The sequence below is a fragment of the Cytobacillus solani genome (assembly GCF_001420595.1).
GTDB lineage: Bacteria > Bacillota > Bacilli > Bacillales > Cytobacillaceae > Cytobacillus > Cytobacillus solani.
Genome location: NZ_LJIX01000006.1, coordinates 1,374,631 through 1,388,412, shown reverse-complemented (window position 1 = coordinate 1,388,412; position 13,782 = coordinate 1,374,631). Strand labels below are relative to the sequence as shown.

Sequence of the window (13,782 nt, the reverse complement as noted above, 5' to 3'; positions counted from 1 at the left end):
GGATGACAAAAAAACGAAAAAGCTGTCTTTTCGACAGCTTTTTCAAAAAACCTTAACATGTTCGTACTCTTTTTAAAAAGTTAATGGAAGCTTAATGAAGCCTAAATATAAAACTAGAGCGAGAGAAATAATAAATAAAATCCAATAAACTGCCGTACTCTTGCCTTTTACTAACCCTACGATAATCATTTCGATCGCAGCAATTACTATTATGCCGACTATAGATTTAATTACGTACATCATATCAATATTAATGCTGCTTAATATCCAAATGCCTGTACCAATTGTTAATAAATAGAAGAGTCTCAAAATCATTTGTACGACTTTCAAGCCTCTTGCCTTCCCGCTTTTATGTAATCCAAGAGCAACGAAGAATAATATCAGTGTTAAAGCCCAAGTTGTTATGTGTGCATGTATCATCTTAAAGTCCTCCTTAACTAAAATCGATTACATCATACCATATTCACACTTAAAAAGCATAAATTTAAGGTTTAGGGCGTTTGATTAAAGTTCAATTTTATTATATAAAGTTCCAAGCTTTTCAACCGTGATTTCTATCGCATCTCCTGGCTGCAGGAAACGAGGTGGTTTGAAGCCTTTGCCTACTCCCGCTGGTGTACCAGTTGTAATGATATCTCCAGGTTCAAGCGTCATTCCCTGGGATAGTACAGAGATGATCTCTTCGATTGGGAATATAAAGTTTTCAGTATTGGATTTTTGTCTTGTCTCTCCGTTTACCATTGTCTGTATATCTAGCTTATTCGGATTTTCTATGTTTGAAGAGTGAACAATCCACGGACCCATCGGACAGGTAGTATCCAAGCTTTTGCCAATAAAGAATTGCTTATGACGGAATTGTAAGTCCCTTGCAGTAATGTCGTTTAAAATCGTATAGCCGAAGACATATTCAAGCGCTTTTTCTTTACTGATTCCTCGTCCCTTCTTACCAATAATAATAGCCAGTTCTCCCTCATAATCTAGCTGCTTAGTTATGTGCTGATGATTTAGTACGGTTTCTTTATGTCCAATTACTGTCGTAGGTGCCTTTGTAAAAACCAGGATATGCTCAGGTATATCATCCTTACTGCCCATTTCAATCGCATGTTCCGCATAATTTTTGCCTATACAAAATATATTTTTAGATGGCTTAGGGATTGGTGCCAAAAGTTTAACAGAATCTAACGAGATGAATAGTTCATCTGCTTCTCCATTCTCAGCCCAAGCTTGTAAGCTACTAACCTTTTGAATAAAAGAATCTCCTAAGGCAATGCATTCCTGCATGGTAGGTGGAACATCATTCTTTCCATCTTTCTTTTCTGCTGCTTTGCCTAGTGGCAGAATTCTTCTTGCATCCCCGCTAACTAGCCCTACAAATACTTCTCCATCTAATTCTGCTGTCACAAACTTCATTTGAACACCTCATTTATCAGATAATTGATTCAATTTTATTTTATCATGTATCGTTCAGTTTTCCCGCTTCCATTTCGGCCAGTTGAAATAGGTAAAGCTTCTCCATAACCATTCCACCGGACCATAATAAAAGCGGCTAATCCAAAAGCGGCTGACTGCGATTTGAAGAATATAAATAAGCACAACCATCACTGTACCTGTCACAACAGTAACTTTCCCATACAAGCCAAGCCCGTAATTATAGAAGATCAAGGTTGATACAATAGATTGAAACAAATAGTTGCTCATTGATAATTTTCCTACGAAAGATAAAGGAGAAAGGATCTTATAAAAAACTGTTTTCTCAATTGCTAATGCAATTGCCACTCCGTAGCCTATTGCGAGCAGCGGTCCCCCAAAGATATCTTGCACATACTCTGTTGCAAAATTCTTTCCCAAGATATAAGGAAGGAGCTTGAAAATGATCCCGATTAGTAATGACAAACTAGCTAGCAATGTTAGAAATTTTTTATGTTCTTTAGGCTTTTCTAGCCATTTTAGTTTGGCAGCACCACCACCTATTAAAAATAATGGAAAGATAGAAATAAGCATAAAAGGTGCGTTTGCAAGATTATTCGTTTCATACCAGTCACTCATTCTCTGAATCATAATTTCAGCAAAGCTGCCATTTTGATAGACTTGCAAGGTCATTTCTGCCTGTTCTGGGTCGTAAATTGTGATTTCCTCTGCGGGCGCAACTAATAAGCTAACAAATAATAAAAGAGAGACAAGCAGATTAGGAATAATATATAACAGGACCCCCGTTATTATTAAATTACGTCCCTTCATGCGAATAAATAGGAGAAAGAGGAATCCCATGACAGCATAAGTGATTAAAATATCCCCATGCCAAATAAACAATGCATGTAGAATCCCAATCATTAGCAAGAAGGATAATCTTCTAACCCCAATCAACCCGAACGTACTCCCCCGTATTTTCGACCTTTCCCACATAATAACTAGGCCATAGCCGAACAATAGTGAAAAAAGCGTATAAAAGCTTGCCTGTACAAAAATATCAATAAACGTATATATTGCCTGGTCTGCAGTACCGCTCCACCATTCATATGGATCAAAATTAGGGAACGGAGAGTGAAATGTTAGCATATTAACAAGAAAAATCCCCAAAATCGCAAAGCCTCTCATAATATCCAACGAAATAATTCTTTCCTGTTCAGAAATTGAATGTAATGATTGATTCATCAAATCCCCCTTTTCTAAATATTGCCATTTAACTTATCATAGGTGATTGCTCTTTATCTTGTCTAGTTTTTCTCAGCATCACTTGAACTTTTATTGGGCTTTATTATCACATTCTTTTATTAGGCACATAGGATAAAGAAAAGCGATGTCTATTTTTTAATGGGATTTCTTTTTGGAACAAGATAATCATTTTATTTGAAGGGTGTCATGTATGCCAGCTATTGTTGGAGTTGCACAGGTTATATCTGTCGGTAGCAGTTCTATTTTCAACATCGGGGATGTTTATAAAATGATGCCAATTTCTAATGCAAAAACTTTTTCTGGTGCTGGTTCTTTCAATACAGGCGATGGGATGAATGTATATAATCATTTAAGCACTACGAACACATATGATTCGGATAATATTGATCAAGGAATTTGGTTAAATGCATAATATAAAAGGTGATGTTTATGAATTATTATATTCAGCAATCCATTCATATCAATTTAATTAGAATCGAAGGAATTTCAAACTCTTCCGTTTTGCAAATTGGCAGTTCAGGTATTATCAAGCCTGCCTCTTATCTTTATAACACAGGTGGCTTCACAGAACCTGCACCTGAAGCGGAAGTTCCAACCCCAGGAGAATTAGCAGCTACTCCAGCCGTACCATTAATTGCTCCTTCCATTACTTAACTGTCCTCTTCTCGTGGACAGTTTAAGGATATTTATCCACGAGAAGAGGACATATTTAAACAAAGGGGGGTGGTGTATTTGAGTCAGGAATTTTATTCTTATCTTCAAGGAATGCATTCCTTTATTGAAGCACAGGAAAGAAGAATTCAAAGCCTAGAAAAAATAATTAGTGAACTGCAAAAAGAAATGAAATCCCTTAAAGAGAGGCCTCCTATAAATATTGAAAGAATTGATTACAAGTTTGATCAGCTCAAGGTTGAAACATTAGAGGGAACACTTAACATTGGTTTGAATCCGAATGATTTGGAAAATATCGATGATTTTGCAGTTGATAACCAGAAAATTAATGCACCAGTCTCTCCAAAAAATTTCATGAAAAAAGCAATGGAAATTGAAGATGAAATGTATCGCTATTTAGAAAGTGATTTACCAAATATCATTGCTGAGGTACAGATGAGCTTAAATGTGCCAGCGGATGAATCCTATATTTCATTCATTAAAGAAGATATAAAAAAACAGCTGCCAAACAGAATTGATTACTATCTAAAACAATTTGATGACCCCTCCAATCAAAATCATGGGCAGGATCGCAGTTTGAATGACGAAGTGATCAATCAGCTTAAGATAGAAATCCGCAATGGTGTTCATGCCTTTATCAGCCATTTGCCTGAACATGTGAAAGGAATGAAGAAGGAATGAATTTTCAAGTATACAATAGAGACTTGTGTGTCGGAGATATTCGTGTAATTGGTGTAGCTAGTTCATCTCTACTAATGGTTGGAGATACACAAACGATCCAGCTTGCCTCTATCTTTGATACACCTGCAGAATCATTAATTATCGGACCATTTGTCCCTTTAACCCCGAAGTGACTCTTATGCTGCAGCGAACATCAGTTGTTAATTATTTAAAAGTAGAAACCTTATCCTTCTCATCTATTCTAGAAATTGGGGATGCAACCTATACTCAGGGATTCTCCCGTGCGATCGCAATACAGAGAGAGGCAGAAGCTTTTTTTGGATATGAGGCGGATTTTAAGTCTTATTCCACCTTCACTGATCCAATCCCTATTCCACCTATTACTGAAACCATCTCAATAAATACATTACAGCTAAATCCTATTATAAAAGTACAAAAAATAGATGTCATTGGTGTGTCTTCTTCCTCCATTTTACAAATCGGCAATGCCAAGCATATTTCAATGGAATCGAGAGTGGATCATATTCGTCATCTTCTATCTAATCACTCCGATGATAAATAGGATTCACAAGACTAAAGCCTACAAAAAAGGATGGTATGCCATGCCAGCAATTACCGGACCGGTGCAAATTATTAATGTTGATAGTGGCATTGTCCAATTTGGGGATGCCGTTTTTATTTCTCCTAAAAGCAGTTCAAAGTCAATTACAGGCTCAGGCGCAGGAAATACTGGGGGATTTATCATTACCAATAACGGTCTCAGTGCAAGCAATGTACTTGATACGAATCTTGTTGATCAGCCTATGGTAGGAAATAACTAAATTGGGTAATTTCAATGGAAAAGACCGGCTGGAAAAAGCGTTCCGCGCCGGTCTTTAAATATATTACATACGTATCACATGTGCGCCATCAAAGAAAAACAAATATTTCTCATTCACTTTTCTTTTCAAAATTTGTTCTAACGCTCTTCCATACATCTCGATCTGAACCCGATATCGTTCCTCGAGAACAGGCTTTGCCTCAGCAAAACCTCCTTTAAAACGGTCTGTTATTCCATCCGTTTTATAATCAAGCAGCACGAGTCCCTTCTCATCCTGAAAAACACAGTCAATGATTCCTTGGATTAGTACAGGCTCATTAGGTCCCTTCCAATCAGGATAAATTTCACTTGCCGGAAAAGCTAAGCTAAAAGGGATTTCTCGATTAATTACATTTGCTCGAGCCATCCGAAGCCCAAGATCTGTTTCAAAAAACATCATAATTTGTTCCGCTTCAATTTCTTCTCGCTGTTCTTCAGTCAAGAGTTCCTTTATGACCATCTCATCCATTTTTGTATGGATAGACTCCACAGTAACCGACTCCCGAAAATCAATATGCTGCATTACCATATGCATAGCTGTTCCACGTTCAGCAGGAGTTAACGACTTTTCCTGCATAAACCTTGGCCGACTTAGCAGTGTCTTTTGAAATTTACGGATCACTTCTGTCCCGCTCTCTTCAGCAGAAAATATTTCCTTTTGCCTCTTTACCTCGGATACAGATTGTTTTGAACGATAGCGTGATGCTGCTAATTCTGGGTATTTCCATGACAGTTGTTCCTCTACCGCACCCTTCCATTCAGATTGCACCGGAACTAGTTCCCCAGCATAAACCTTTTCCAATAAATCTTCCGTTTCAAGACTATCCTCTTCCATAATCATTGCTGCTTCTTGTGAATTTAAAATGGTTATCGCCCAGCATGATGGATGTTCAGTAATATCAGCCGAAACAAGCGAGCCTGCTGGTGATGAATCTAGCCTTAATTGCGTACAATCTTTATGCCTAACAAGGGATGGACCAATCCAATCCAAATAACTATTTACGGAAGCACGTTCATATTCATTTAAAAGCCAGTCCTGATGTTCAGTCATTTTCGCCCATTGTTTCATTTTCTTTGCCACACTTTTCAAGGATGAAACGAGGTATAATTTTTCCTTCGCTCTTGTTAAAGCCACATATAAAACACGCATTTCTTCCGCAAGCATCTCCATTTTCTTTTTCCTCTTGAAAGCTAACTGAGGAAGTGACGGAAAGGAGATTCTTTTCTCTGCGTTTACGTACTTTACTGCCAAGCCATAATCCTTATCAAGCATATAAGCTTTCTTCAGATCCATTGTATTAAAATTACGTGCAAGTCCAGCAATGAACACGAAAGGAAACTCTAGTCCTTTGCTGCTATGAATCGTCATTAAACGGACTACATCCTCTTGTTCGCCAAGCGCACGAGCAGCACCAAGATCATCTCCTCTATCTCGCATGCGTTCAATGAATCTCAAGAAACGAAACAATCCTCTAAATGAGGTGGCCTCGTACTGCCTTGCCCGGTCATAAAGAGCACGCAAATTGGCTTGTCTTTGCTTCCCTCCAGGCATTCCGCCGACAAAGTCGTAAAAATGTGTTTCCCTGAACAGCTGCCAAATAAGCTCCGAAAGAGAACCTTGTCTTGCCAATACACGCCATTCCTTTAATTGGTCAAAGAATGGACGAACCTTTTCAACAATTCCTTCCATTTCAAATGAAGGCTTATTCGTGCAAAAGGCAGTCAATGCTTCATAGAAGGAGCTCTTCTTATTTTGAATTCTTATTTGCGCTAATTCTCCCTCTGTTAGCCCAACAATAGGGGAGCGGAGCACAGCTGCAAGCGGGATATCCTGATATGGATTATCAATAATTTTCAACAGTGACATCATAATTGACACTTCTGTTGCTTCAAAATAACCTGATGAAAGGTTTGCATAAACTGGAATGCCCTGTTGCTTGAATTCCTCCATAATTTGCGGGGCCCATGTCATTGAACGAAGCAAAATAACAATATCCCGATACATCGCAGGGCGCCCTGACTTTGTTTTCGGATTGTATACTTCCTTTCGCTTCCCAATAATTTCTTTTATTTTCGAAGCCATATATCTCGCTTCCAGCTGGGACTGAGCAAGATCTGCAGCATCAAAACCATCCTGATCTAATGCTTCCTCCCTATCCTCCTCCTCTTTTTCTTCCATATCAATAATGGCTAGTTCAATCGGATAAGATTCATCTTCTGGATACGGCGCTCCTTTTACTAGTTCTGCCGCATCATCATAGTCAATTTCCCCAACAGTCGTACCCATAATTTGCCTAAAAATATAATTAGTTCCGTAAAGCACTTCTTTTCGGCTTCGAAAATTTCTTGCCAAATCAATTTTCAAGCCTGTTTCCTCACCAGTTGGAGTAAATCGAGTATACTTTCCTAAAAATAAATTCGGCTCAGCCAGCCGGAAACGATAAATAGACTGCTTCACATCCCCTACCATAAAGAGATTGCCTTCATGTTCTAAATCTTTTGTTACCAATTGAAGGATGGCTTCCTGAACCATATTCGTATCCTGGTATTCATCAACAAATACTTCTTTAAATTGCTCTCTGTAAGCAAGGGCAGCATCTGAAGGACTTATCAAACCTTCTTCATTTTGGAAAGAAAGAATTTCTAAGCAGTAATGTTCTAGGTCTGCAAAATCCACAAGCCCTTTTTCCGCTTTGACTTGCGTAAAACGATTAGAGAAAGCCTTAACTAAATAGACAAGTCCCTCGATATAATTCTTCATCTCCGCCATATCATGTATAAAACTTTCCGGTTTCCGCAAGAAAAGCTCGTCCTTCATATCCTGGATAACTTTTTTCACTTGATCCCTTTGCTTTTTTGCCTGATCGATCAGTTCCGGTTCATATTCATCGCCTTTGCAATTTTTTAGGCGGCCAAAGGAAGCAGCTTGAATAGCTGCATAAAGAGTGGTCCAAGAGTCTTTTTTTGCATCGATAAGAGTTTGGACAACATGAAGGTCATCGATAAAATTCTCAGCTCTTGGAGCAGGACCCCCTGGAAGCTTTGTCATTGCTAACCCTTGTTCTAATAGCTGTTTTGCACCTTGCAGCTGTAATTCAATATCATGCAATAACGACTGAACAAACGGCAGCTCTTCTATATTGGTTGTTTCATCCACATCATACATATGAACAATCGAATCTAAATACTGCTCAGGTGATGGGTTTGCTCTCGCAAAATCATATAGTTCACGGATGATGTCTTGAAGCGCTAAATCACTTCTATCATTTGTAAATGTATCAACAAGTTGAAAGAAGGCATCATTGCCTTCCCGTCCATATTCCTCTTCAAAAAGCTCCTCCAATACTTCATCCCTTAAAAGCTGTGCTTCCGTTTCATCTGCAATTCGGAAACTAGGATCCATATCGATTAAATAGTAATACTTTCGAATCAATTCCAAGCAGAAGGAATGCAAAGTGGAGATGGAAGCTCTATTTAATAGACTTAATTGTTTTCGCAAATGCACGGATTTTGGATTATGATCAATTGCTTTCTCTAGTGCCTCTCCAATTCTGTGCCTCATTTCTGCAGCTGATGCATTAGTAAAAGTTACAACAAGCAGTTCATCAACGTTGAGCGGCTCCTCTTCAGAAAGAATTTTATTGATAATTCTTTCGACCAATACAGCCGTTTTTCCCGAGCCTGCCGCTGCAGCAACTAAAATATCCTGTCCCTTGGCACAAATCGCCTTCCATTGGGGATCCGTCCATGTTGCATCCACCGGTTTAGGCGGGATAACCATTTTAGTCATTGTCCATCCACCTCCTTTTTAATTATGTTAATGAGTTCATCCTTTTGATGTGGGATTAGCAGGCGATATTCATTTGATTCCAGCGATTCATCAAATTGACAAACCGATTTATACGAACAAAATGTACAAGGGGTTTTCTCTTTCATTTTGTAAGGTGCGATATCCACTTGTCCACTTGTAATACGATTTCCAGTTTCCGTATACTTGCTGCGGACAAACTTACGCAAATAATCAAATTCTTGTTTGCTTGCTATCTTCGAACGTTTAGAAATCGATCCATCCTTATTAAAGCCTGCAGATATAATTGGTGAATCTCCTTTATCAAGCGTTTGGTCCATTAATTTGATTACCTTCTCATCGCCAAGCAAGAGCCCATTCATTTTAAACTTTTTAAAAATTTCCTGTTCAATATCCTCAAGTGTCAGCATTTTTGATGTGCTGATCATCGGATTATGAACATGAAAATACAAGACACCGGCTGGATCCGCCTCTACACCGATCAGTTCTTTAGAATGAGCAATGATAATATCCAAATACGTAAGCATTTGGAGAGAAATTCCATAGTAAACTTCATTTATATTTAAATCCTTTGAACTGGATTTATAATCAATGACTCGCAAGAATACACCATGATCATCCTGTGCCTTATCGACACGGTCAATCCTGCCTACAAGCTCCATCTTCGTTCCATTTTTCAGCGGGAAGGCAAGCGATGGAAGATCCCCCTTCGGACCAAATCCAAGCTCCAGACCAATGGGAGAAAATCCGCTTGATCTAGCGTGCTCACTCAGAATAAATGAGGCTCTGCTTATAATTTGCTCTAGTTTTCTTTTTATATAAAAATGGCGGTTTGAGCTTAGCAATATTTCATTCTGCAATTTTGGCGCCAGCATTTCGACTGCTTCTTTTGCTAGAATTTCACATTGTTCTCTTGTTATATCCGTCCATGATTGATTATCTTTTATTACCGTTTCGGCAATATATTTTAAGGCTGCATGGAATAAATCGCCAATATCAGGCGCTTCTAGACGGAAAACCTGACGCTCCCTTAACTTCAGCCCATGCTGAACATAGTGCGAGAATGGACAGCTAGAAAAAAGCTCCATTCTGGATACACTTGCCTGAATGTGATCCCCATATAAATCCATGCTGATTTTTTCATCCAGCCGGCTTGTCCGATTCTCATAATTCAAGCTGGAAAGGACCTTAAGAGCAGGTCTTCGCAAGCTATCATTTTCCAAATAATAATTATAAATATCCCACCAAAAATCATAGATTGGATAATTTTGCTTTTTCAGCTGCAATTGAGATGTTAAATAAGATAGTGCAGTATTTTTATTTGAAGCGTAATGCAGCTGCTCCAGCTCCGGAAGTTCAGCTGGATCTGCCATATAAAAATGCTGGTTTACATTTGGAAAAATATCGCTCATTCGCTTAATATAAGAAGATGGAATCAACGCTTTCCCTTCTTCATTAGCAAGCGGATAGCTGATGTAAAGCGATTCTGACGGTGTCACAAATGCTTTATAGGCAAGAAATTCTTCATCAAGCAGCTTCGTTCGGCTTCCGTAAGCAATTTTCAGACCGATTGACAGAAGCTGTTCCCTGTCCTCATCAGCAAATACACCTTCCTCCGAAAATTTTGCAGGAAGGACACCTTCATTCAGACCAATAACAAATGCAGCCTTTATATTTGAAAGCCGCGACCTTTCTAAATCTGCAACCATTACTTGGTCCATAGCAGGAGGAACTAAGGTGAAGCGCATGGATTCCATCCCGGCATCAAGTACTTCTGCAAACCTCTTAGTCGTTACAGTTTCCTCTCCAATCATTTCTACATATTGATCAAGAAGCTCCATAATCGCATTCCATGCCTGTCCATGTTCTCTAGCTTTAATGAGGTTCCCGCGCTCTTCCTCATATCCTTGCCATGCTTCTAATTTAGCAGGAACATCTAACTCTTCCAGAAGCAAGTAAAGCGCTTCACAATATTGCCGTCCCGTTTCTGCCTTCTTCAAACGCCGCGTGAGTCTCAATAAGGGCGACGTAATCATTTCCCGAAAATCATTGAGCTCCTGCTCCGTTTTCTTTTCACTATCCGTCTGCGCGATGGCTTCAAATTCCAGCCCTCTAATCCTGCGGTAGCTCCATCTATTTTTCCTCGTCCATCGATCCCCTTGGATTCCATAGGCAAGAACGTAATTTTCAAGTCGATCCATTTGTTCACGCAACACACTTGCTTCTAATTTAACTGGAAACAATAACTCCGTCTTTACTGCTCTGAAAATCGGCTCGTATCGCCAATTCCCATTAATAATCTCAAGACTTGAACGAATAAATTCTACCAGTGGATGATTGAGCATCGTCCTCTTTTGGTCAATGAAAAAGGGAATTTCATAATCAGTAAAGATCGTTTCAATCATGTCATTATAATCTTGTACATTCCTTGTAAGAATGGCCATATCTCTATACCGATAGCCTTTTGTACGAACCAACTGATTAATATGTCTTGCCACGCCTTCTATTTCTGCTCTTCTATTCACTGCCTGTCCAATATGAATTGCCGCTTCTCTCTTATAGCTAACTGCAGGGCGAGTATCAAAATTCGCTTCAAGATGTGCCAAAGAGGTGTCTACCCATCTTTTCGGCTCTGTTAGAAACGTTTCTTTTATTTCAAGGCCATTTCGGACCGCCATTTCATATAGTGTCTGACAGTTTTCTCCTGACATGCGAAATAGATGAAGTTCATGTGGAGGAGTATGTGTAAAAGGCTGATCAAGAGTAAGAGATATCGTTACCTTTTTACAAAGCTTCATTAACTGCTCTATGATCAAATATTCCTGTGGGGTGAAGCTATGGAACCCATCAATATACACGACTGCCTTTTTCAAATAATCGGAGTCAGCTGCTTTCTCTATGAATAAACGGAAATAATCCTCTGAATCTACGTATTTACCAAAAAGAGAATCTTCGAATGATTGATAGATTAACTCAAGATCATGCAACTTATCTTGAAGTGCCTTATTCGTTTTCCCTCCAGAGGATAATTGCGCCTGTTTCTCGGCAAGCTCTTCTGGCTGAATACAATAGCGCTTAAACTCTGTCATCATTTGTTCCATTTGCTGAACAAAGCCATTTTTATCGGCTGCACGCTGGAATAACCTTAGTTCATCTTTTTTCTCTTCAATTATTTTTCGAATCAGCATGCTGATCCCAACGCTATTTAAGTGATATCGATTCATTCCACCCGTGTCTTGAAGAATTCGCCAAGCCAGCCGGGTAAAAGAATATACCTGGCTCCTAATCATCCCGCCTAAGTCAGGTGTTGTAATTAATTTATATTCAGATTGAAATGTCATTTGTTCAGGAACTAAATATATGATTGGGTCACCCTCAGGTGCTATTCTCAATTCATCACGAATTTCATTCAAGCAGAATTCTGTTTTCCCGCTGCCTGAGCGTCCAATTATTAAGCGAACGGACATAGTTTTACCTCTCTTCCTCTCCCACAATTCGGACTATCATTTATTTACTATTTTATCATAGAAGGATCGTCTTTTTTTGTTTGGTCTCTTGTTAAAACAATGGAAATAGGTTCTACTAAGAAAAGCGCAAGTGCCTTGATCATCGCCGTACAAACTGGAGGGGCTCTTCCTTTCGATAAAGGAAACACGGTGAGCGTGAGCGAACCGATGTTGACTTATCGTAAGGAGGAGACCTGAAGTTTGATAGGCGATAGGCGCTGGAGCTAGACAGTTCCCAAATTTGAAAAATGTTATTCTTTCTTATTCTTAAATTGAAAAAGGGCTCAAATTGAGCCCTTTTCTGTTTTTTAGAAAGAAATATCCATTTCATCAATTGGCCAATATCTTAAATTTACCTTCCCTACCACTTGATCCATTGAGATGAAGCCAAAGTGGCGGCCATCCCAGCTTTCAAGCCGGTTATCGCCAAGTACAAAAAGCTTTCCCTCAGGCACTGTCTCCTCGCCCCACAACTCAGGCAATGTAAAATCACCCGTTAATTTGCTTCCGAACGCTTCTTCCCGCTGCTTTTCAAGGTAAGGTTCCTCTATCTTCTCTCCATTGATGTAAAGTTCATCATTACGATACTCGACCTTATCGCCAGGAAGCCCAATAATTCTTTTCACAAAATCCTCTTCCTTATTATGATGAAAAACGATCACATCAAAGCGATTCAATTCTCCAATTTGATAGCTGATTTTATTAACAATAAGCTTATTTCCATTTTCAAGTGTCGGCTCCATCGATTTCCCTTCTACAACATAATTGGAAATGAAAAATGTACGAATAAATACAAATATAATTAATCCAATCCCAAATGCCTTGACCCATTCAATGCCTTCTTTTTTCACTGACTCTTTCACGTTTGCATTCACCAACCTTTTTATTTCTCATAATTCCGTCGTTTTTTTGTACTTATATTCATTTTTATTTCTATCCTTTTTCCAACATACCAAAGAATGAATATAATTACTCCTACGATAGCAGTCCGAACGGGCTGTGTAATTAATGACTTAATATCATAACCTACGAAGCTCATCGTAAAAATCATCACCATTTTTCCTGTTAATACAGCTAGCATATACTGGGCAATACTAATTTTTGATAAACCAGCTACAATATTTACAACGGCAGAAGGAGTAAAAGGAAAGCATAATAGGATAAATAATGGACCGAACCCATGTCTCTCTACCCATGCCATGAGCTTTTGCACCTTTGGGCTCTTTTTAAGAAACCGCAGTATTCTTTTCTGCCCATATTTCCGAACGAGCAGAAAGACTAGAAAGGCACCGACCGTTGAACCTATCCATGATAATAAAAATCCGAACCACAATCCAAACGCATTTGCATTTGCCATGACAAATATAAAGAGTGGAAGAAAAGGCAAAAATGCTTCAAGCATTGGAAGCAAGAGCCCTGGCAACGGACCAAAAGAACGATATTTTTCGATTAAATCCATAATATTTTCAAGTGTAAACAAATCTTTAAATAATTCGTAATCCATGTAGAATCTCCTTGAATAGAGCTAGACAATATTTAAAGTTATATTTCTAATATCTTGGCTTACCTCTTGTCCTCTTATT

13 protein-coding genes are annotated in these 13,782 nt (G+C 38.7%); 6 read left to right on the top strand and 7 right to left on the bottom strand.

The window, feature by feature from the left end; genetic code table 11:
* Positions 1-72 precede the first annotated feature (72 nt).
* The 3 genes from AN957_RS08645 to AN957_RS08635 form a co-directional block, all read right to left on the bottom strand.
* The gene (locus AN957_RS08645) at positions 73-420 is read right to left on the bottom strand and encodes a DUF1516 family protein (protein WP_053475208.1); all 348 of its coding nucleotides are present in this window, start codon (positions 418-420) and stop codon (positions 73-75) included.
* 84 nt (positions 421-504) lie between these two features.
* Complete coding sequence (locus AN957_RS08640; RefSeq protein ID WP_053475207.1) at positions 505-1,410, bottom strand: fumarylacetoacetate hydrolase family protein; 906 nt, start codon at positions 1,408-1,410, stop codon at positions 505-507.
* A gap of 54 nt (positions 1,411-1,464) precedes the next feature.
* Positions 1,465-2,652 carry a DUF418 domain-containing protein gene (locus AN957_RS08635; protein WP_056683470.1) on the bottom strand — a complete coding sequence of 396 codons (1,188 nt, stop codon included), beginning with the start codon at positions 2,650-2,652 and terminating at the stop codon, positions 1,465-1,467.
* 211 nt (positions 2,653-2,863) lie between these two features.
* Between AN957_RS08635 and AN957_RS08630 the strand changes: the two genes are divergently transcribed.
* The 6 genes from AN957_RS08630 (at position 2,864) to AN957_RS08605 (ending at position 4,847) form a co-directional block, all read left to right on the top strand.
* A complete protein-coding gene (locus AN957_RS08630; RefSeq protein ID WP_053475205.1) occupies positions 2,864-3,085 on the top strand; it encodes a spore germination protein in 222 nt (73 codons plus the stop codon).
* A 17-nt stretch (positions 3,086-3,102) separates the two neighbouring features.
* Positions 3,103-3,327, top strand: coding sequence for a spore germination protein GerPB (locus tag AN957_RS08625; protein ID WP_056683468.1), 225 nt, complete (start codon positions 3,103-3,105; stop codon positions 3,325-3,327).
* Between the two features lie 78 nt (positions 3,328-3,405).
* Positions 3,406-4,026, top strand: coding sequence for a spore germination protein GerPC (gerPC, locus tag AN957_RS08620; protein ID WP_053475203.1), 621 nt, complete (start codon positions 3,406-3,408; stop codon positions 4,024-4,026).
* Positions 4,023-4,199, top strand: coding sequence for a hypothetical protein (locus AN957_RS08615; protein ID WP_053475202.1), 177 nt, complete (start codon positions 4,023-4,025; stop codon positions 4,197-4,199). The genes gerPC and AN957_RS08615 overlap by 4 nt, the downstream gene beginning before the upstream one ends.
* Before the next feature lie 5 nt (positions 4,200-4,204).
* Positions 4,205-4,588, top strand: coding sequence for a spore germination protein GerPE (locus AN957_RS08610; RefSeq protein WP_053475201.1), 384 nt, complete (start codon positions 4,205-4,207; stop codon positions 4,586-4,588).
* Positions 4,589-4,628: 40 nt separating this feature from the next.
* Entirely contained in the window at positions 4,629-4,847 is a 219-nt protein-coding gene (locus AN957_RS08605) for a spore germination protein (protein WP_053475200.1), read from the top strand.
* A gap of 63 nt (positions 4,848-4,910) precedes the next feature.
* Here AN957_RS08605 and addA read toward each other — a convergent pair whose 3' ends face one another.
* The 4 genes from addA to AN957_RS08585 all read right to left on the bottom strand — a co-directional run bounded on the left by addA (position 4,911) and on the right by AN957_RS08585 (position 13,703).
* On the bottom strand, positions 4,911-8,675 hold the full coding sequence (gene addA / locus AN957_RS08600) for a helicase-exonuclease AddAB subunit AddA (RefSeq protein WP_056683466.1): 3,765 nt from the start codon (positions 8,673-8,675) through the stop codon (positions 4,911-4,913).
* Positions 8,672-12,160: a helicase-exonuclease AddAB subunit AddB gene (addB, locus tag AN957_RS08595; protein WP_056683463.1), complete on the bottom strand. Its 3,489-nt coding sequence runs from the start codon at positions 12,158-12,160 to the stop codon at positions 8,672-8,674. The genes addA and addB overlap by 4 nt, the downstream gene beginning before the upstream one ends.
* A gap of 347 nt (positions 12,161-12,507) precedes the next feature.
* Entirely contained in the window at positions 12,508-13,062 is a 555-nt protein-coding gene (gene lepB, locus AN957_RS08590; RefSeq protein WP_053475197.1) for a signal peptidase I, read from the bottom strand.
* A 20-nt stretch (positions 13,063-13,082) separates the two neighbouring features.
* Positions 13,083-13,703 carry a TVP38/TMEM64 family protein gene (locus tag AN957_RS08585; RefSeq protein ID WP_053475196.1) on the bottom strand — a complete coding sequence of 207 codons (621 nt, stop codon included), beginning with the start codon at positions 13,701-13,703 and terminating at the stop codon, positions 13,083-13,085.
* Between the last annotated feature and the right edge of the window lie 79 nt (positions 13,704-13,782).

Coding starts and splice junctions, on each gene's coding strand:
- AN957_RS08610 (WP_053475201.1), top strand. CDS start 4,205: ATGCTGCAGCGAACATCAGTTGTTAATTATTTAAAAGTAGAAACCTTA.
- AN957_RS08585 (WP_053475196.1), bottom strand. CDS start 13,703: ATGGATTACGAATTATTTAAAGATTTGTTTACACTTGAAAATATTATG.
- addA (WP_056683466.1), bottom strand. CDS start 8,675: ATGACTAAAATGGTTATCCCGCCTAAACCGGTGGATGCAACATGGACG.
- AN957_RS08625 (WP_056683468.1), top strand. CDS start 3,103: ATGAATTATTATATTCAGCAATCCATTCATATCAATTTAATTAGAATC.
- AN957_RS08630 (WP_053475205.1), top strand. CDS start 2,864: ATGCCAGCTATTGTTGGAGTTGCACAGGTTATATCTGTCGGTAGCAGT.
- AN957_RS08640 (WP_053475207.1), bottom strand. CDS start 1,410: ATGAAGTTTGTGACAGCAGAATTAGATGGAGAAGTATTTGTAGGGCTA.
- AN957_RS08635 (WP_056683470.1), bottom strand. CDS start 2,652: ATGAATCAATCATTACATTCAATTTCTGAACAGGAAAGAATTATTTCG.
- addB (WP_056683463.1), bottom strand. CDS start 12,160: ATGTCCGTTCGCTTAATAATTGGACGCTCAGGCAGCGGGAAAACAGAA.
- AN957_RS08605 (WP_053475200.1), top strand. CDS start 4,629: ATGCCAGCAATTACCGGACCGGTGCAAATTATTAATGTTGATAGTGGC.
- AN957_RS08615 (WP_053475202.1), top strand. CDS start 4,023: ATGAATTTTCAAGTATACAATAGAGACTTGTGTGTCGGAGATATTCGT.
- AN957_RS08645 (WP_053475208.1), bottom strand. CDS start 420: ATGATACATGCACACATAACAACTTGGGCTTTAACACTGATATTATTC.